The 18450-nt window shown below is 58.1% G+C and carries 17 protein-coding genes; 6 read left to right on the top strand and 11 right to left on the bottom strand.

Going from position 1 to position 18450, the window contains the following annotated elements; all coding sequences use genetic code 11:
* Positions 1-12: 12 nt before the first annotated feature.
* The 3 genes from CU102_RS00190 to CU102_RS00180 form a co-directional block, all read right to left on the bottom strand.
* Positions 13-1620: a carboxyl transferase domain-containing protein gene (locus CU102_RS00190; RefSeq protein ID WP_106708965.1), complete on the bottom strand. Its 1608-nt coding sequence runs from the start codon at positions 1618-1620 to the stop codon at positions 13-15.
* Between the two features lie 206 nt (positions 1621-1826).
* Positions 1827-2990: an isovaleryl-CoA dehydrogenase gene (locus CU102_RS00185; RefSeq protein WP_106708964.1), complete on the bottom strand. Its 1164-nt coding sequence runs from the start codon at positions 2988-2990 to the stop codon at positions 1827-1829.
* Positions 2956-3612, bottom strand: coding sequence for a TetR/AcrR family transcriptional regulator (locus CU102_RS00180; RefSeq protein ID WP_106708963.1), 657 nt, complete (start codon positions 3610-3612; stop codon positions 2956-2958). The genes CU102_RS00185 and CU102_RS00180 overlap by 35 nt, the downstream gene beginning before the upstream one ends.
* Before the next feature lie 141 nt (positions 3613-3753).
* On the opposite strand from CU102_RS00180, the gene CU102_RS00175 reads away from it, so the two are divergent.
* Positions 3754-4257 carry a hypothetical protein gene (locus tag CU102_RS00175; protein ID WP_106708962.1) on the top strand — a complete coding sequence of 168 codons (504 nt, stop codon included), beginning with the start codon at positions 3754-3756 and terminating at the stop codon, positions 4255-4257.
* 14 nt (positions 4258-4271) lie between these two features.
* A complete protein-coding gene (locus tag CU102_RS00170) occupies positions 4272-4727 on the top strand; it encodes a hypothetical protein (RefSeq protein ID WP_106708961.1) in 456 nt (151 codons plus the stop codon).
* Positions 4728-4742: 15 nt separating this feature from the next.
* Here the strand turns inward: CU102_RS00170 and CU102_RS00165 are convergent, their stop codons facing one another.
* From CU102_RS00165 to CU102_RS00155, 3 genes are read right to left on the bottom strand one after another with little or no spacing between them, the layout of a single operon-like run.
* Complete coding sequence (locus tag CU102_RS00165; protein ID WP_245425077.1) at positions 4743-5102, bottom strand: DUF423 domain-containing protein; 360 nt, start codon at positions 5100-5102, stop codon at positions 4743-4745.
* Positions 5103-5116: 14 nt separating this feature from the next.
* Positions 5117-6226, bottom strand: coding sequence for a pyridoxal phosphate-dependent aminotransferase (locus tag CU102_RS00160; RefSeq protein WP_106708959.1), 1110 nt, complete (start codon positions 6224-6226; stop codon positions 5117-5119).
* Between the two features lie 50 nt (positions 6227-6276).
* A complete protein-coding gene (locus tag CU102_RS00155; protein WP_133624391.1) occupies positions 6277-7131 on the bottom strand; it encodes a protein-methionine-sulfoxide reductase heme-binding subunit MsrQ in 855 nt (284 codons plus the stop codon).
* A gap of 205 nt (positions 7132-7336) precedes the next feature.
* Between CU102_RS00155 and CU102_RS00150 the strand changes: the two genes are divergently transcribed.
* Positions 7337-7843 (top strand): DUF1236 domain-containing protein, encoded by a 507-nt coding sequence (locus CU102_RS00150; RefSeq protein ID WP_106708957.1) that lies wholly within the window; start codon positions 7337-7339, stop codon positions 7841-7843.
* 68 nt (positions 7844-7911) lie between these two features.
* On the opposite strand, the gene CU102_RS00145 is transcribed toward CU102_RS00150, so the two are convergent.
* The 4 genes from CU102_RS00145 to CU102_RS00135 all read right to left on the bottom strand — a co-directional run bounded on the left by CU102_RS00145 (position 7912) and on the right by CU102_RS00135 (position 13605).
* Positions 7912-8160: a hypothetical protein gene (locus CU102_RS00145; protein WP_106708956.1), complete on the bottom strand. Its 249-nt coding sequence runs from the start codon at positions 8158-8160 to the stop codon at positions 7912-7914.
* Positions 8161-8749: 589 nt separating this feature from the next.
* A complete protein-coding gene (locus tag CU102_RS30760; RefSeq protein ID WP_280951857.1) occupies positions 8750-8875 on the bottom strand; it encodes a hypothetical protein in 126 nt (41 codons plus the stop codon).
* A gap of 248 nt (positions 8876-9123) precedes the next feature.
* Positions 9124-12345, bottom strand: a complete 3222-nt coding sequence (locus CU102_RS00140; RefSeq protein WP_106708955.1) for an efflux RND transporter permease subunit — start codon at positions 12343-12345, stop codon at positions 9124-9126.
* A 36-nt stretch (positions 12346-12381) separates the two neighbouring features.
* Positions 12382-13605, bottom strand: a complete 1224-nt coding sequence (locus CU102_RS00135) for an efflux RND transporter periplasmic adaptor subunit (protein WP_106709394.1) — start codon at positions 13603-13605, stop codon at positions 12382-12384.
* A gap of 169 nt (positions 13606-13774) precedes the next feature.
* On the opposite strand from CU102_RS00135, the gene CU102_RS00130 reads away from it, so the two are divergent.
* From CU102_RS00130 to CU102_RS00120, 3 genes are all read left to right on the top strand, one after another.
* A complete protein-coding gene (locus tag CU102_RS00130; RefSeq protein ID WP_106708954.1) occupies positions 13775-14362 on the top strand; it encodes a TetR/AcrR family transcriptional regulator in 588 nt (195 codons plus the stop codon).
* Between the two features lie 137 nt (positions 14363-14499).
* The gene (locus tag CU102_RS00125; protein ID WP_106708953.1) at positions 14500-16239 is read left to right on the top strand and encodes a SulP family inorganic anion transporter; all 1740 of its coding nucleotides are present in this window, start codon (positions 14500-14502) and stop codon (positions 16237-16239) included.
* Between the two features lie 450 nt (positions 16240-16689).
* Positions 16690-17193 (top strand): hypothetical protein, encoded by a 504-nt coding sequence (locus CU102_RS00120; protein WP_106708952.1) that lies wholly within the window; start codon positions 16690-16692, stop codon positions 17191-17193.
* 130 nt (positions 17194-17323) lie between these two features.
* Here the strand turns inward: CU102_RS00120 and CU102_RS00115 are convergent, their stop codons facing one another.
* Positions 17324-18445 carry an ABC transporter permease gene (locus CU102_RS00115; protein ID WP_106708951.1) on the bottom strand — a complete coding sequence of 374 codons (1122 nt, stop codon included), beginning with the start codon at positions 18443-18445 and terminating at the stop codon, positions 17324-17326.
* Between the last annotated feature and the right edge of the window lie 5 nt (positions 18446-18450).

The raw sequence follows: 18450 nt of genomic DNA, 5'->3' as shown, positions 1-18450 counted from the left end.
ACATCCTGCCCATTACATCCTGAACGTGCCAAAGCGCGTTTCCTCCACCGGCGCGTTGAGCGCGGCGGAAAGTGAAAGCGCCAGAACATCACGACTCTTTGCGGGATCAATGATACCGTCGTCCCAGAGCCGCGCCGAAGAATAAAGGGGATGCCCCTCGCGTTCGTATTTCTCGAGGATCGGTGCTCGAAACGCAGCTTCTTCGGAGGCCGTCCATTGTCCGCCCTTGCGCTCAATACCTTCGCGCTTGACCAGTGCCAGCACGGTTGCAGCCTGTTCGCCGCCCATGACCGAGATGCGAGCATTTGGCCACATCCACAGGAAGCGCGGCGAGAAGGCGCGACCGCACATGCCGTAATTGCCCGCGCCGAACGAGCCGCCAACGATCATTGTCACTTTCGGAACCCGTGCCGTGGCCACAGCCGTGACGAGCTTGGCACCGTCCTTGGCAATGCCGCGGGCCTCATACGAACGTCCGACCATGAACCCGGTGATGTTCTGCAGGAAGACGAGCGGGATGCCGCGCTGCGTGCATAATTCGATGAAATGCGTGCCCTTCAGCGCGCTCTCGGAAAACAGCACGCCATTATTGGCAATGATGCCGACCGGCATGCCGTAGAGATGGGCGAAGCCAGTCACCAGCGTTGTGCCATAATTCTGCTTGAACTCGTCGAACTCCGAACCGTCGACGACACGGGCGATCAGTTCGCGCACGTCATAAGGCTGGCGCAGGTCGGTCGGGACGATCCCATAGAGTTCACGTGGATCGTAAAGCGGCGGAATCACTTTGCGAAGGTCGAGGTCTATCTCTTTCTTTCGATTGAGGTTAGCGACGATACGGCGGGCTATTGCCAGCGCGTGGGAATCGTCCACCGCATAGTGATCGGCAACGCCGGACTCGCGCGTGTGTACCTCGGCACCGCCCAGATCCTCGGCCGAAACCTCCTCACCCGTTGCTGCTTTTACCAAGGGAGGGCCGGCGAGAAAGATCGTCGCCTGTCCCTTCACCATGATTGTCTCTTCCGACATTGCAGGGACGTAGGCGCCGCCCGCCGTACAAGATCCCATGACCACGGCGATCTGCGGGATGCCCGCCGCCGACATGTTTGCCTGATTGTAGAAGATGCGGCCGAAGTGCTCGCGGTCGGGAAACACTTCGTCCTGGTTGGGAAGGTTCGCGCCGCCGGAATCGACAAGATACAGGCAGGGCAGGTTGTTCTGCAGTGCGATCTCTTGAGCCCGCAGATGCTTTTTCACCGTGAGCGGATAGTAGGTGCCGCCTTTCACCGTCGCATCATTGACGACGATCATCACTTCCTTGCCGGACACCCGGCCGATCCCGGCGATCAGACCGGCGGACGAGATGTTGTCGTCATACATGCCCCAGGCCGCGAATTGCCCGATCTCGAGGAACGGCGAGCCTGCGTCGAGAAGCTGCGCCAGCCGGTCGCGGGGCAAGAGCTTGCCGCGCGAGGTATGGCGTTCCCGTGCCTCGTCGGTGCCACCCTTGATGACCGCGGCGGCCTTCGCCTCGATGTCGCCGACCAGTGCCCGCATCCGTTCCGTGTTGGCGGTGAATGTCTCCGAAGCCGTACTGATCTGGGATGTGAGGATGGTCATGCGGTCTCCTATCGGATCACTTCGATTTTGCAGCCAACGTGGAGATCGGCCCAGGAACGGTCAGCAGCAAAAACGTAGCAGTATTTACGAATCACAAGGACGCTGGGCAGTGCTCATTAGATTCAATAACCACGATCCGCGGCGACAATGAACAATTTATGGCAGCAGCTTAAGACGTCGCGCGGCGCAGGATCGTCTTCAGACGATCATGCACTTTCCGCGAACATCTCCCGGCCGATCAGCATGCGCCGGATTTCACTCGTTCCTGCGCCGATTTCATAGAGCTTGGCGTCGCGCAGCAGCCGTCCGGTTGGATAATCGTTGATATAACCATTGCCGCCCAGGGCTTGAATTGCTTCCAGTGCGCACCAAGTCGCCTTTTCAGCGGCATAGAGAACGCAGCCGGCAGCATCCTTGCGTGTCGTCTCGCCGCGGTCGCATGCTGCAGCAACCGCATAGACATAGGCCCGGCACGCATTGGCCGTCGTATACATGTCGGCGAGCTTGCCCTGCATCAGCTGGAATTCGCCGATAGGCTGCCCGAATTGCTTGCGCTCGTGCACATAAGGAACCACGACATCCAGACAGGCGTCCATCACCCCCAGCGGTCCTCCGGCAAGCACGACCCGTTCATAGTCTAGCCCCGACATCAGGATCTTGACACCTTGCCCCTCTTCGCCAAGCACGTTTTCGAACGGGACCTCACAATCCTCGAACACGAGCTCGCAGGTGTTCGAACCGCGCATGCCCAGCTTGTCCAGTTTTTGTGCCGTGGAGAATCCCTGAAACTCCTTCTCGATCAGGAATGCCGTCATCCCGCGCGAACCGGCGTTCGGATCTGTCTTGGCATAGACGACCAGCGTGCTGGCGTCGGGACCGTTGGTGATCCACATCTTGTTGCCGTTGAGGACATAGCGATCATTCTTCTTGTCGGCGCGCAGCTTCATCGAAACGACGTCCGATCCTGCTCCGGGTTCTGACATGGCGAGGGCGCCGACGTGCTCTCCCGAGCAAAGCTTTGGCAGGTATTTGGCTTTCTGCTCATCAGTGCCCCAGCGATTGATCTGGTTAACGCAGAGATTGGAGTGGGCGCCATAGGAAAGGCCGACAGAAGCGGAGGCACGGGAAATCTCCTCAACCGCAATCGTGTGCGCCAGGTATCCAAGCCCGGAACCGCCAAATTCCGGGTCAGCGGTCATACCAAGCAGACCCAGTTCACCCATTTGTCGCCAGAGATGCATGGGAAATTGATTGGTCCTGTCGGTCTCCGCCGCCAGCGGCGCGATCTCCGCTTGCGCAAAGCGATGCACCGTTTCCCGCAACGCCTCTACTTCTTCAGAAAGTCCGAATCTTAGGCCCGACTGATACATTCCGTCCTCCCGTCTTAGCTGTCTCGATCTTCTTGGCGCCAACGAGGCGCAGTCCCATCTGGACGTACTTTTCTGCGACTTCCGCAACAGTAAGCCTGTCATCCGCGCGGAACCAGACATTTACGCCGGTCGTCATCGCAATAATGGCGCGCGTCGTCAGGGCGATATCCTCGATCATGAATTCACGCGCCGCCAGGCCGTCATCCAGGATGTCGCGCAGACTGTTTTCGTAGCGCGCACGCAGCTCGACAATGAAGGCCCGGTTATCAGGCGCGAGGCTGCGCAATTCCATATTGCCGATGTGCACGTCGTCGCGGCGTTCGATATGATAGTGGATGTGAAACCGGATGAAAGCGGCAAGCCTTTCAAACGGCGCGTGAACTTTACGGCTTTCATACGCCCACGCATCAAGCAGACGATCCATGTGATCATGCATGAGGGCGAAAAGCAGTTCCTGCTTGTTGGGGTAATAGCGGTAGAAGGCTGCCGGCTGCACGCCCACTTCATCGGCAAGATGGCGCATCGACATCGCCTCATAGCCGATTTGAGCGATCAAGCGTTTTGCCGCCGCGTCAATTGCGCTGCGAGTCTTCCCGCCATCTGATCCTGTTGTACGTGCCATAGCGACTTAATAAAACGAACGTTCAATTAATTCAAGGTCGAACCTGTTCCTAGACGAAGGTATGCATGGATGCGGCGTCTTGATGCATGTAGGATCAGGCAATTATCGCCGGTTTCATTATTCATTTTCAGGATTGATTTCATGTCTGACAGACGACTTTTCCGTCATACGATTCCGTTTCTTGCAAGTGCGCTGGTGTCGCTGATATTGGCGCTTCCTGCGCATGCTTTAAGCATGAAAGAGTGCAGCGTGAAGTTCAAGGCGGCGCAGGACGCAGGGCAGGCCGAGGGCATTTCATGGAGCGAATTCCGGAAAACCCAGTGCGCCAGACCGGAGGGAGCTGCCATAGAATCCGCCACTACCGAGCCAACAGAGGCGAAACAGCCCATGCCCGCAGAAAACAAGCGGGAAAAAGTGGCGAAGAAGTCAGACACAGCACCCAAAGCTGCATCAGGAAAGACAACCTTTCCTTCGTCGGTCGCAGCCAAATTTGCCGCTGAAAAGCCTGCGAAGGCGCGCATGCATACATGCCTCGAGCAGTATCATGCCAACAAGAAGGCCGGCACGCTTGGTGACATGCGCTGGATTGACAAGGGCGGTGGATATTACAAGCTGTGCAATGCGAGGCTGAAGGGTGACGGTTAGGGAATTTCGTACCGATGGCTCAAAAGCTTACGAGGGTCGATAGCTTGAAATCAGGTGGCGGTGGTGCCAAATTTGATCCTATGGAGCAGCGCGTCGCATTCTTGGAAAAATCATTTGAGAAGATGGATGGCAAGCTTGCTTTGCTCGCCAGCGACGTTTCATTCCTGAAGCAGGACGTGTCCTCCTTGAAAGGCGACTTCTCCTCTTTGAAAGAGGATACGGCCTACTTGAAGGGACGGATGGAGGATATTTCCTATATCAAGGGAAGAATGGAAGACTTCTCCTCTTTAAAGGAGGATACCGCCTACTTGAAGGGAAGAATGGAGGATATTTCCTACATCAAGGCAAAAATGGACGACTTGTCTTATCTGAAGGGAAAGGTCGACACTCTGCCGACTACCCTCCACCTGCTTGGATTTGTTATGGCGGTCTTGGCCATGGCGGGTTTGGCCAAATACTTTACTCCGTGATGTCAGGACCGATCGCTATTTGCGATAATCCAGTATACGAAATGCCGTGGCTGCGACGACAAGCCAGCCGAGGATGAGCAGCGTTCCGCCAAGCGGCGCGGCGAAGGCAAATAACCGGTCGCCCGCAAAATCACGCGAAACGAGATCGCCGATGAAAAATAGCAAGCCCAATACCAGTATGAGACCGCCGGAATGGGCCGCACGGCTGAGTTTCGCCAATGGCGACAGAACCAAAAACGCCGGCGCGTGGATGAACAGAATCGGCGCGATCGTCGCCATATGGCCGTTGGCACTATGGGCGGCGGCGGCATAGGCGGCAATGCCAGCCGCTCCGAACAGGCCGCCAAGGCCGGCAAAAGGTCGGTTGATCTCCAATTGGGTCTCCATCTTCAGCTAGTCTCTTCCGCCGCGGCGAGGGCTTGGGGAAGCTGTTGCTCGAAAGTGTCGAGTTCCTCGTCAAGACCCACGCTGACCCTGATGCAGCGATCCAACACCGGAGCCATAGGCTTGCGCACGAAAATATCGCGATCGATCAGCGCATTGAGGACGGCCAACGCATATGGCCCATCGCGTCCGCAATCGATCGTGACGAAATTGGTTGCAGAGGGAATCGCCTTCAATCCATTTGCCGCGGCGATCAGCGCGATACGTTCGCGAGCAGCAATGATGCGGCTGGTCACGGCCTTGAGATAGTTCTGGTCGTGCAGCGCGTTCAGCGCAGCAATCTGCGTCAGCTTGTTCATGCCGAAATGATTGCGGATCTTGTCGAAGGCGTTGATTTGCTTCTCGGCGCCTACGGCATAACCACAGCGCATGCCGGCGAGGCCATAGGCCTTGGAGAATGTGCGCATACGCAAGACATTCGGGCGCGAGACATCGAGTGGCGGCAAAGCCGTTATGGGCGCCGTTTCACCGTAAGCCTCGTCAAGTACCAGCATGGTGCTGGCGGGCAAGGCATCAATGAAGCGTTCGATCTCGCCAGCTTCCCACCATGTTCCCATGGGATTGTCCGGGTTGGAGAAATAGACCAGCGGCGCCTGTTCCCGCTTTACGGCCGCGAGCAGCGCGTCAAGGTCCTCGCGATCGTCGCGGTATGGAACCGTCACCAGCCGCCCGCCAAATCCAGCCACGTGAAAATTGAAGGTCGGATAGGCACCGAGGGAGGTGACGACCGGCGTACCTTCGCGCACATACTGCCGCACAACGAGCCCGAGCAGGGTGTCGATGCCCTCACCAACGACCACATTGCCCGGCGTAACGCCGAGATGCGTGGCAAGTGCCTGCTTCAGGTCATAATTCTCTGGATCGGCATATTTCCAGACATCGCCCGCATGATCCTGCATGGCGGCGATGACGGATGGCGCTGGACCGAAGCCGTTTTCATTGGCGCCTAGCCTGGCACGGAACGGCCGGCCGCGCTTGCGTTCGAGCGCTTCAGGTCCGACGAAAGGCACAGTTGAGGGCAGCGAGTCGATGAGCGAGGTAAACAGGGGTTCCATACGCAAATCGATAGCAGTTTTTGTGCCGGTGAAAAGCAAAACTTCGGTTTCTATTTCACCGATACGGGATTGAGTTTCCGGCTTTCCCGATCCATCGCCGATTTTATGCTAACCCATATCGCCGGGACCAAGGCAGCTCCCAGGACCCACCACATTGGCCGTATCGAATAACCGAACGACAGATTGGCCAAAAGGACGCGCGTTGGCGGTATCTTGGTCGCCAGCGCAAACCACGCATATTCAACCAGCGCTGTACCCAACGCCGCAAGGATGGCAATGCCCATGAGCGTCCAGACCGACGAGAGCCTGAAATCACGCGCATGAGCGGCGCGGTAGAGCAAGAGCGCAATCAGGAAACCCGCCATCAGTGTCGCCTCCGTTACATCCGCCTTGGATTGCATGAAGAAATGCAGCACCCCAAGTGCGGCCAGCGGGTAGGCGAGCCTGTGCAATCTGTTCCAGTTCTTGCCCATGCGGCGGATCATGGCGTCCGTCGAAGTCACGCCGAGCGCCGTCAGTCCCAGCAGGGTGATGAAGCCGATCAGCAGATAGATCCGCAACCAGATCTCGCTGGCGACGCGCAACAGATTGAAGTTCTGGTCAAGGATATAAAGCGAAAAATGCAGTGTTGCATAGGCGAGGGCCGTCAAGCCGAGAATGCGCCGTATCAGGACAAGCTTCGTCCAGCGTGTGATATTGCGCAGCGGTGTCACCGCCAGTGAGATCAGGAAAAAGCGGATGGCCCAGTCACCCGTCTCGTGTATGGCCTGCGTGATGGGCCGCGGTCCAAGAATGTTGGCCTTGTAACCAATGACGATCAGGATGAGCGGTATAAAGCCAGCGATCAGGGCCGCGATCTTGATAGCCGATAATTTGCCGGCGCGGTCGTTCCATGGATACTTCATCGCATTGCTCGTTTTGTCCTGATTGTACAGCACCTTACGGCCACAGCTTGCGTCTGGTTTCAACACAACAAGCCGTGAAAGCGTCCAATTTCATGTTTCAACCGGTAGCATGACGTGTGCCGCGCACGCATGTTTGCCGGAACCAAACCATTGTCCGCCGGGTTTCCCTTTCACTCGGACGTAGAAGCAACAGAGAGGCAAGGTAATGAATAAGGTTCTAACACTGACGGCCGCGGCGCTGCTCGCCACATCCGGTCTGGCGATCGCGCAGGACAGCGTCATCGTCGAAGTCCCTCAGCGTACACGGGATTATGTCATCGCGCATCCGGCTGATCCGGTTGTGATCGAGGGCGAACTGTCTCGGGGCTATGTCGTTCCACGGAATATCGTTGTTCGTCCAATTCCTGAAAGTCCTGGTTACGGCTACATCTATGTTGATGGCCGGCCAGTGATCGTGTCCATGGATAATCGCCAAGTCGTCTATCTTGACGAACCTTCTGGAGGTGTGCCGGACGAGGTCATTACCTATGTCGAGCGTAACCCTGTTGACGCAGTGATCGTCGACGGCCCGGTCGACGCCGGAACAGTGATTCCTGAGGATGTTCCTCTGGTCGCGGTTCCTGATCAGCCACGTTATTCCTACGTCTATCTCGACAACGGCCGGCCCGCGCTGGTCGATAACGGCACACGCAGGGTCGTCTGGGTGCGCTAAAGTACAGCTTGCGAATGAAGCTGGCCGTCAGATTGGCGGTCAGTTTCTGCACAACCGCCCTGAAGCTCTTACCAGCCGCGGTAACGGCCATCGTAAACGATAACCGGCGTATTGAACTGTTCGAATTGCGCGCGGCGGTCGGCACGCCGGTCTAGTTCCAGATCAAGCAAGCAGGTGGAAAATGCGGTCGTCCCGCGCTTGAAGCCGAAGGACGCACAGCTTTGAGCGTCGATGGCCCGCCGCTCCTCAGGCGTCAGTGTCTTGCATCCTGCAAAGATTAGTATCAGCAAAAACAACAAACCCGTCAGGAGCTTCATCCGTTCTTCCTTGCCACGCTCTCGCGTGTGTTCTGTATGGTCTTGTCAGCCCAAACAATGCGAGACCAAAAATCTCCTCGCCCTATTGAGCAGGCTTGAGATTGTTGTGCGTGTGGTCGCGAGCCTCGCGCTCGTGCCCATGGCGCTCAAGTGGCAATGAACTCATTGGCGGCAAAATACGCATAACCGACCGTGAGTGTGCCAAGGACGAGGGATGTTATCAGATACGCCAATTCCATCAATTGAGGCCCCTGATCAAAACAATTCTCCCAATAAAATGTAGTGCAAAAGCATTCACCAGCCAATAGATGCCAACCGCAACTACCAATCCCCAATGCAGAAAATCAATCGGCACCAGTGTGCCTGGATCGTTTAGCAAAGCAGTAACTGGCCCGGCCAGAATGGAGTCCGCACTATCCCAATTACTCGGGATATTGAACAGCCAGACTTTCGTTGAATGGGACTGCGGGAAACGTACGAGCAAAGTGACCTTCAGGTCACATGAGGAAAGGGCCGACAATCATTAAAAGCACGACGGCTCCTGCCAGAAACGGCAGGATGGAAATGCCCGAAGAGGTGGGCGGAGGTCTCAATACCAATTTGGCAACGTCAGCAGCACGGTCGCTGCGATCTCGGTGAATATCACAAAGACAACGAACGGAATAAATCCGTCGCTGATCTTTCTGTTGTCATTGGCTGCGGCAAAGCTTGTCACAGGCTGCTCCCGATTTAACGACCCTCGCAAACGCGAAACAGGTCATGATCGTCAGTGCCGAATTTCGGCTTGGTCACGCAACTGTAACAGTTTGAAACCTTTTGTCACCCAAAAAGTGCTTTTCCCTGTTCAAGCTGGCTGCGGATGGCCTTTTCGGCGTTCAGGCAATGCAAGAAAACAGTTTTGTTTCAGTGCTTTATTCCAAGCGGTACACACGTTGTGAAACATGTGCACCGCCTGGATTTTCGTTACTCCGCAGGCGTTGGCGAAGGCAGAATCGCGTCGGAATTGTGGCCGGGTTCGCCTTCGAAATGGCTGCCATGGGTGGCGTGCCGGAGCGGACGGTTGCCGCTGATCGCACGCACCAGCACATAGAAGACCGGCGTCATGAACAGGCCGAAGAATGTCACGCCAATCATGCCGGCAAACACCGCAACACCCATGGCTGCACGCATTTCCGCACCCGCACCGGTCGATGTGACGAGTGGCACCACGCCCATGATGAAGGCCAGCGACGTCATCAGGATCGGCCGCAACCGCAGACGGCTTGCCTCGACCACCGCCTTGAACGGTGTTGCCCCCGCGAACTCCAGCTCTCGCGCGAACTCGACGATGAGGATGGCGTTCTTGGCGGAGAGGCCGACAAGCACGATCAACCCGATCTGCGTGAAGACGTTGTTGTCCCCGGCTGTCAGCCAGACTCCGGTAAGCGCGGCCAGCAGACCGAGCGGCACGATCATGATGATCGCGAGCGGCAGGGCCAGGCTTTCATATTGAGCCGACAGGACGAGGAACACCAACAGGATCGACAGCGGGAAGATCAGATAGGCCGAGTTACCTGCAATAATCTCCTGATAGGTCAGTTCCGTCCACTCGAACCCGATACCGGCAGGCAGCGTTTCGGCGGCGATGTTCTCTACTGCAGCCCTAGCCTGGCCGGAGGAGTAGCCCGGAGCGGCATTGCCGTTCACATCGGCTGCAAGGAAGCCGTTGTAACGCATGGCGCGATCCGGCCCCGCGGTGGAGGTAACCTTGAGGAGGGCCGACAGCGGGATCATTTCGCCCGAGCCGGAGCGTACTTTCAGGTCGCCAATGTCTTCAGCTTTGGCCCGGAAACTCGACTCCGCCTGCATGCGGACGGAATAGGTGCGACCGAACTTGTTGAAGTCGTTGACGTAGACCGAGCCGAGATAGATCTGCAGCGTGTTGAAGATCTCAGGCAGCGACACGTTGAGCTGGCGTGCCTTGGCACGATCCACGTCGGCGTAAAGCTGCGGAACATTGATCTGATAGCTGGAGAACAGCCCGGTCAGTTCCGGCGCGGTTGCTGCCTTGGCCAGGAAGGCCTTCGTTGCATCGTCGAGGGCCTGATAGCCAAGGCCATTGCGATCCTCGATCTGCAACTTGAACCCGCCGATCGCACCAAGACCCTGGACCGGGGGAGGCGGGAAGACGGCGCTGAATGATTCCTGGATGCCGAACAACTGCTGGTTGAGTTGCATCGCAATCGCTCCGGCACTGAGCTCCGGCGTCTTGCGTTCTTCGAACGGCTTGAGCGACACGAAGACAATACCGGCATTCGCGCTGTTGGTGAAACCGTTGATCGAAAGACCCGGGAAAGCGATAGTGCTTTGAACGCCCGGGATCTTCAGGGCAATATCACCGATGCGGCGCACAACCGCCTCCGTCCGGTCAAGCGTCGCGCCATCCGGCAGCTGGGTGAAGCCGACCAGATATTGCTTGTCCTGCGGCGGCACGAAACCGCCTGGCACGCTCTTGAACATGAAGGCCGTCGCGCCGATGAGCAGGAGGTAGATGCCCATCATCAGGGTCTTGCGCGAGATGACACCACGCACGCCCCTGCTGTAGCCATTGGCGCCGCGCGTGAATACGGCATTGAACCCGCGGAACAGCCAACCCAGTGTCTTATCCATGAACCGGGTCAGCCCATCCTTCGGCGCATCGTGTCCCTTCAGGAGCAATGCGGCGAGGGCGGGCGACAGGGTCAGCGAGTTGAACGCGGAAATGACCGTCGAGATTGCAATCGTCAGCGCGAACTGGCGATAGAACTGTCCGGTCAGGCCGGTGATAAAGGCCAGCGGTACGAACACCGCCACCAGCACCAGTGCAATCGCGATGATCGGTCCTGACACTTCACGCATGGCCTGGATGGTGGCCGCGCGCGGGGCGAGCCCGTTCTCGATATTTCGTTCGACGTTTTCGACCACGACGATCGCATCGTCGACGACGATACCGATAGCGAGGACGAGGCCGAAAAGGCTGAGCGCGTTGACGGAAAATCCGAAGAGATGCATCACCGCGAACGTGCCGATAATCGAGACTGGCACTGCGATCAACGGAATGATTGAGGCACGCCAGGTCTGCAGGAACAGGATGACCACGAGCACGACGAGGACGACCGCTTCAAGCAGCGTATGAACTACGGCCTCGATCGATGCACGCACGAACTGTGTCGTATCGTAGACGATCTCGTAGTCTACGCCTTCCGGCATGGTCAGCTTCATTTCTTCCATGACGCTGCGAACCTGGTCGGCGATCTGGATCGCGTTGGAGCCCGGTGCCTGGAAGACCGGGACAGCGACGGCCGGCTTGTTGTCGAGCAGCGAGCGCAACGAATATTGTGCGGCACCAAGCTCGATCCGTGCAATGTCGCTCAAACGCGTGATTGCCCCGTTTGGAGCGGTCTTGACGATGATCTGGCCGAACTCTTCTTCGGTCTGCAGCCGTCCTTGCGCGTTGACCGACAATTGCAGGTTGACGTCATTCGGGCTGGGCGAGGCGCCAATGACACCGGCCGCAGCCTGCACGTTCTGTGCGCGGATTTCGTTGAGGACGTCAGTTGCCGACAGGCCGAGTTCTGCTGTCTTCTGCGGGTCGAGCCAGATGCGCATCGAGTAGTCGCCCGAACCGAACAGCTGGACATCGCCAACACCATCGATACGTGCGAGCCTGTCCTTGATGTTGATCAAGGCATAGTTGCGCAGATAGGTGATGTCGTAGCGATCGTTAGGCGAAATGAGATTGACCACAAGCATCAGGTCCGGCGAACTCTTCACCGTGGTGATGCCGAGGCTGCGTACTTCTTCCGGCAGACGCGGTTCCGCCTGCGAGACGCGGTTCTGCACCAACTGCTGGGCCTTGTCCGGGTCGGTGCCGAGAGCAAAGGTAACAGTCAGCGTCATCTGGCCGTCGGCGGTTGCCTGACTGCCCATATAGAGCATGTCTTCGACGCCGTTGATCGATTCCTCGATAGGCGTGGCCACGGTTTCGGCGATGACCTTCGGATTCGCGCCCGGATACTGGGCGCGTACCACGATGGATGGCGGCACGACGTCCGGATATTCCGAAACAGGCATTGCCGTCAGCGCGATCAGACCGCCAAGGAAGATCACGAAAGAAAGAACGCCCGCGAAAATCGGGCGATCAATGAAGAAATTGGAGATATTCATTTCAGGTTCCAAACCTGCCCCTTGCGGGGCTCTCAATTATTGCTTTGCCTTGGCCTGATCCGCCAGCGCCTGCTGATTGGGAGCCTGGCCACCCATCGCCACCATTTCAGGTGCGACGAGCGAGCCCGGACGGACACGCTGCAGGCCATTGACCACGATCTTCTCGTCCGCCTGGAGGCCGGCCGTGACGATCCTCAGGCCATCGGCCCTGGCACCAAGGCTGATCTCGCGGTACTCGACGATGTTCTGCGGATTGACGACCATCACAAACTTCTTGTTCTGGTCCGTTCCAACAGCCTTTTCGTCGACCAGCAATTCCTGCCGTTCGGTGGCCCGGCCCATGCGAACCTTGGCGAACTGCCCCGGCATCAAGCTGCCATTGGCATTGTCGAACACTGCGCGCACCTTGACTGTGCCGCTGGCCACGTCGACGCTGTTGTTGATCAGCTGCAACTTGCCCGTAACGCCGTACTTGCCCTGGACATCCATCTGGACGGGGATGCGGTCAACGAAATCGCGGCTGTTGAGACCCTCGGGAAGGTCGGCCAACGCGTTGGCGACGACGTTTTCATCGGCCTCGAAGCTTGCGTAGATCGGGCTGATCGAAACAAGCGACGTCAGGAGCGGCGAGCTCGGACCCGCAGCAATGAGATTGCCGGGGGTGATCTCGATGCGTCCAACCCGGCCGGTGATCGGCGCGCGGATATCGGTGTAGCCGAGGTTCAGCGTCGCTGTCTGCAGAACGGCCTTTGCTGCCAGGAGGTCAGCCTCGGCGCTCGTCTGGACATTGAGACGCTGATCGTAGTCGCTTTGCGAAACCGTGCGGGAATCGACAAGGCGCCGGCCGCGCTCGAGCTCATTCTTGGCAAATGCCAGCTTGGCCTCCGCTGCGCTGACCTGGGCTCGGGCCCGGGCCACTTCGGCCTCATAGGGGGCAGGATCGATCTTGACCAGGAGGTCGCCCTGCTTGACGATCGCGCCTTCCTTGAAGGCGATCGACTGCACCGCGCCGACAACGCGCGAACGCACCTCGACGGCATCGATGGCCTCGAGACGGCCGGAAAATTCGCTCCACTGGGTCACGAGCTTCGGCTGGACCACGGCAACCGAGACCGGCATGGCCTGCGCAGGGGCGGCCTGCTGCTTTTCGCCTTCCGCGTGGCTCTGGGTCAGTTCGAAAAAATGGTTGCCGCCGACTGCCGCGAGCGCCAAAACAATACCGCTGACATAAAGACTTTTCTTGAAAGTGCTGATTGACATCGTGGTCATCCTGCTTTGAAGTTTATGCCATTGGGAGGATGGCAAATCGGGAACTCGATCATTGACGTTCCATACCGGTCGGTATAGAACGGGTGATATAAGGCTGCGGCACAGCAGCTGTCAACCGATTTTATACCGACCGGTATAATTCTTTTAGGGAGTCTTGTCCATGGGACGGCCGAGGGAATTTGATGCGGACGATGCCTTGCAGACGGCTTTGGAGCTGTTCTGGCGAAAGGGCTACGAAGGTACGTCCATCACTGACCTGACCGACGGCATGGGCATCACCAAACCCAGTCTCTACGGCACTTTCGGCAATAAGGAAGAGCTCTTCCGCATGGCGCTCGAACGTTACGAGCAGAATTACATGGCCTTCTTCTGGAGCGCGCTTGAACAGCCGGACGCGCGCACCGTCGCTTTTGACATTCTGCGCGGCTTCGTCAATGCCCAGACGGAAGAGTGTAATCCCGGCGGCTGCCTGGTGGTCAATGCGGCGAGGGCCTGCAGTGATGCTGCACTGGAGATCCACAAGACCATTGTCGAACGAATCCAGGTGGGACAGAAGGCCTTGGCCCGCCGCTTCGAGCGCGCGAAGCGGGAAGGTGATCTGCCCCCCGACAGCAATCCCGAAGACCTCGCACGCTTCATTATGACCGTCGCGCAGGGCACGGCTGTCCAGGCGTCGAGCGGCGCCGGCCGCGACGAGGTCTACCGCCTCGTCGATATCGCCATGAAATCATTTCCCGGCTCGAACTAGCGACCCGCGGCAACTGTTGATTAATGCTGGGGGCTATATAGTGTCTGCCGGACGATCCTTGCGTCCGTGTCGCGACGACGACCGCCGACGTTGAAATGCCGACGATCCCGCCGCTCTCCTATCAGAGAGGGTTTTAGTTGGACGCAGCCGATCGATCGCACCAGCACCAACATCAGCCAACACCAAGCGTCATCGAGCTTTTTACCCCCAAGCTCGTCACGGTCCTGCGTGATGGCTACGATAGGACAAAACTTCAGGCTGACATTATCGCCGGGCTGACGGTCGCGATTGTTGCGCTACCGTTGTCGATGGCGATCGCCATCGCCTCGGGTGTCAGCCCGGACAAAGGACTATTCACCGCCATCGTCGGCGGGTTCATCGTCTCTGCGCTTGGTGGCAGCCGATTCCAGATCGGCGGGCCTGCCGGCGCGTTCATCGTGCTGGTCGCCGCGACCGTGGCCCGCCATGGCGTCGATGGTCTGATCCTTGCGACGATGATGTCAGGCGCCTTTCTGATCGTGACCGGCTACCTGCGGCTGGGGACCTACATTAAATTCATTCCCTATCCGGTCACGGTTGGCTTTACCTCGGGCATAGCCGTCATCATCTTTGCGAGCCAGCTGAAGGAATTGTTCGGCCTTAGCCTCGCTGGCAAGGAGCCGGGGGACCTGTTGCCCAAGCTTGCCGCATTAGGCGCGGCTGCCGGTACTGTCAATCTCGCCGCAGTTGTCATCTCGCTCCTGACTGTCGGCTCGATCATTGCAATCAGACGCTGGCGGCCATCGTTGCCGGGCATGCTGATCGCGGTGTGTCTTGCCTCGCTCGCTGCAGCGCTGCTCGGTCTGCCCGTGGAGACACTAGGCACGCGATTTGGTGGTATACCGCGCACTTTGCCCGTGCCATCGCTCCCCGCCTTCACGCCGGAACTTGCAATCGCGGTGCTTCCAGATGCTGTCAGTTTTGCGCTGCTCGGGGCCATTGAATCTTTGCTTTCGGCGGTTGTGGCCGACGGGATGACCGGCCGGCGGCATCGCTCGAACTGTGAACTTGTGGCGCAGGGCTTTGCCAATATCGGATCGGCACTGTTCGGCGGTATCTGCGTCACCGGAACAATTGCGCGTACGGCGACAAATGTTCGGGCAGGCGCCTACAGTCCGATTTCCGGCATGCTGCATTCGGCGTTCCTGCTGGTCTTCATGCTCGTTGCGGCGCCCCTTGCAAGCTATATCCCGCTCGCCGCGCTTGCCGGTGTCCTTGCCGTGGTTTCGTACAACATGGTCGAGAAAGAGGCGTTCCGTGCGCTGATACGCTCCTCGCGCGGCGACGCAGTTGTGCTGCTCGTCACGTTTGCGCTGGTGATCTTCCGCGACCTTACGGAAGGTATCGTTGTCGGTTTCGCCCTCGGCGCCATCCTGTTCATTGATCGCATGGCGAAGAACGTCGCGCTCGAAATGCATGATCCTTTCGCGGTCGATGACGTGGCAGACACAGCCGATGGGGATCACGCCGATTACAACGTCCGTAGCGGAACCGATCCCGATACAGTTGTTTACCGCCTGACTGGCGCCTTCTTTTTCGGCGCAGCCTCGACCGTCGGCACCATCCTCGATCGTATCGCCGACCAACGGCGCAATTTCATTCTCGACTGCTCAGCTGTGCCGTTGCTGGATTCCACGGCGGCGAATGTGATTGAGGCCACGGCGCGCAAGGCGGAACAGGCAGGCGTCCGGTTTTTCATTGCCGGCGCCTCACCCAGTGTCAGGCGCATGCTGCCCAACCATGGAGTGCGACCGCCGCACGTTGCCTATGCAGCCACCATTGCCGACGCGAAGGCACTGCTACGCTCTCCTGCCGTGAAAAAAGCCCGGCAGCGATAGTTTCCCTGAATCAGGCCAACGCCCCCCGGTACCCTTAGACGTTGGAATAATTGACGCGATTCCTGCTCAGGATAAGTCTCGTCAATTCTGGAGGATGGATGCGAAGAGGGGGGAGCCTTGTGCGCGACAGGAAATAGACACCGCCCTGAACCGGCATTGCAACTGCATGCACGGTGCAGCGGCATGACGAAAGCGCTCGCTTGAGCCGGCCTGCATCAAGCCCGTCAAACCAAACACTTTGATACGAGGAACCTGAAACCAACTTGAGCACGACCGCGTATTAAATCGATTGAAATAGCGCAATACCCTTTTCTCAAAAGCATACTTTATTCATTCGGGAGGAACCCATGACAATCAAAAAGACGCTACTCGCCGGGCTCATCGGCTGCACGATGCTCGCCGGCTGCAGAGCACTGTCGCGATGCAAACCGAAGCAATGGAAATGCCGCAATGCGGCGCTTCCAGCGCTTGGTCAGCTTTTCGCTGACTTATCCGATTGAAACAGCACGCCCCTTTTTCTCAAACCATACTTTATTCATTCGGGAGGAATTCATCAAAAAGACGCTACTCGCCGGTCTCATCGGCTGCACCATACTCGAGAAAGCGGTGATGTGGCAGGGCGACAAGCGTCTGATGACGATCAAGGCTGAGAATCCCGGCAAGACCTATGTCCAGAGTCTTAAAGTCGACGGCAAGGCGCATGACAGCACCTGGCAGCCCATCGATCCATCAGCAGAGAATGTGAAGCTTGATTTCACCCTTGGCGACAAACCAAGCTGCTGGGGTTCGAAGCCGACAGCGAACATTCCGCCATCCTTCGGTCCAGATGGCACGGATACCGCGCTTCTGACACCGGCGCAGCTTTGCGATGCATTGTCGCTGGAGGCGAAAAACATCGATGTCAAGACAAACCGCCGGTGGAACCGGTTGCGCCAGTTGTCAAACCAGACGTGAAACCCGAGCCTGAAACCAAGCCGGTTTGCGTTCCTGCAAAGGGCAAGAAGTGCCCGTGACGGGTTTCACGTCAAACTGATTGCACGACCAACAGGAGGGGCTGCGCATGCGGCCCCTTCGTCCTGCGAGCTCACGTCAGCCTGTTCCGGAACAGCCAGGCCGAGAAGGGCAGGGTGACCGCGGCGATCGCGACGAGCGCCAGCATTTCCGGCAACAGCTGCCGCACGCCGGCACCTTCCAGATAAACCTGGTGCGTGATGCTGATGGCATAGCGCAGCGGATTGATCATGGTCATGTACTGCAGCACATCCGGCATATTGCCGATCGGCGCTGTCAGCCCCGACAGCAGCATGAACGGCATCAGCAGGACGAATGAATAGATCATCGCCTGCTGCATATTGGCGGCCAGCGACGAGATGAACAGCCCGATCCCGACAGCTGCCGCCAGGAACAGCACCAGCCCCAGATAGAGAATGAAATAAGAGCCCGCGAACGGTATCTGGAACCACAATTGCGCGACGAGAAGAATGGTGGTCGCTTGGGAGAGGCCCACCAGCATCGAGGGAAGCGCCTTGCCGACCATGATTTCCGACGGCCGGAACGGCGTAACCAGCAGCTGGTCGAATGTGCCGGCCTCGCGCTCGCGAGCCACCGACATGGCAGTCAGCATCAGCGTCATCATCATGGTGATGGTGCCGATCAGCGAAGGGATCATGTACCAGCGCGTTTCGAGGCTCGGATTGTACCAGGCGCGTGTCGTCACCTTGATTCCGCCGACCGCACTCTGGCCGTTCTCCTCGCGCCATCGTGCCGCGAAGTCCGCTGCAATGGCATTGACATAGCTTTGCGCCGTGCCGGCCGTATTGGAATTGCGGCCGTCAGCAATGATCTGCAACTTGGCAGGCATCCCGGCCATCAGGCGTTTCTCGAAATCCTGATCGATGACCACGACAAGCAGCACGCGCGTGTCGTTGATGAATGCGGCGATGTCGGACGTCCGCTGCAGTGTGGCCACCCGCGTAAACGTGCCGGATCCATCCAGCTTGGAGATGAGTGCGATCGAGGCTGCGCTGTGGTCATGATCGAGAACCGCATAGGGGACGTTGTTGAGGTCATAGCTCGCCGCATAGCCGAAGATCAGACATTGCAGGATCGGCGGCAGGACCAGCACGATGCGGCTCTTCGGATCCTTGAACATCGCCAGCAATTCCTTGCGTATCAGCGCGATTATCCGGAAGAAGGTCTCTTTCATGGCAG

This window comes from Phyllobacterium brassicacearum, assembly GCF_003010955.1.
Lineage (GTDB): Bacteria > Pseudomonadota > Alphaproteobacteria > Rhizobiales > Rhizobiaceae > Phyllobacterium > Phyllobacterium brassicacearum.
This window is presented reverse-complemented; position numbering and strand designations above follow the sequence as displayed.

Bases quoted from the DNA above. Each gene is read 5' to 3' on its own strand.
- CU102_RS00190 (WP_106708965.1), bottom strand. From the start codon at position 1,620: ATGACCATCCTCACATCCCAGATCAGTACGGCTTCGGAGACATTCACC.
- CU102_RS00185 (WP_106708964.1), bottom strand. From the start codon at position 2,990: ATGTATCAGTCGGGCCTAAGATTCGGACTTTCTGAAGAAGTAGAGGCG.
- CU102_RS00180 (WP_106708963.1), bottom strand. From the start codon at position 3,612: ATGGCACGTACAACAGGATCAGATGGCGGGAAGACTCGCAGCGCAATT.
- CU102_RS00175 (WP_106708962.1), top strand. From the start codon at position 3,754: ATGTCTGACAGACGACTTTTCCGTCATACGATTCCGTTTCTTGCAAGT.
- CU102_RS00170 (WP_106708961.1), top strand. From the start codon at position 4,272: ATGGCTCAAAAGCTTACGAGGGTCGATAGCTTGAAATCAGGTGGCGGT.
- CU102_RS00160 (WP_106708959.1), bottom strand. From the start codon at position 6,226: ATGGAACCCCTGTTTACCTCGCTCATCGACTCGCTGCCCTCAACTGTG.
- CU102_RS00155 (WP_133624391.1), bottom strand. From the start codon at position 7,131: ATGAAGTATCCATGGAACGACCGCGCCGGCAAATTATCGGCTATCAAG.
- CU102_RS00150 (WP_106708957.1), top strand. From the start codon at position 7,337: ATGAATAAGGTTCTAACACTGACGGCCGCGGCGCTGCTCGCCACATCC.
- CU102_RS00145 (WP_106708956.1), bottom strand. From the start codon at position 8,160: ATGAAGCTCCTGACGGGTTTGTTGTTTTTGCTGATACTAATCTTTGCA.
- CU102_RS00140 (WP_106708955.1), bottom strand. From the start codon at position 12,345: ATGAATATCTCCAATTTCTTCATTGATCGCCCGATTTTCGCGGGCGTT.
- CU102_RS00135 (WP_106709394.1), bottom strand. From the start codon at position 13,605: ATGTCAATCAGCACTTTCAAGAAAAGTCTTTATGTCAGCGGTATTGTT.
- CU102_RS00130 (WP_106708954.1), top strand. From the start codon at position 13,775: ATGGGACGGCCGAGGGAATTTGATGCGGACGATGCCTTGCAGACGGCT.
- CU102_RS00120 (WP_106708952.1), top strand. From the start codon at position 16,690: ATGCGGCGCTTCCAGCGCTTGGTCAGCTTTTCGCTGACTTATCCGATT.
- CU102_RS00115 (WP_106708951.1), bottom strand. From the start codon at position 18,445: ATGAAAGAGACCTTCTTCCGGATAATCGCGCTGATACGCAAGGAATTG.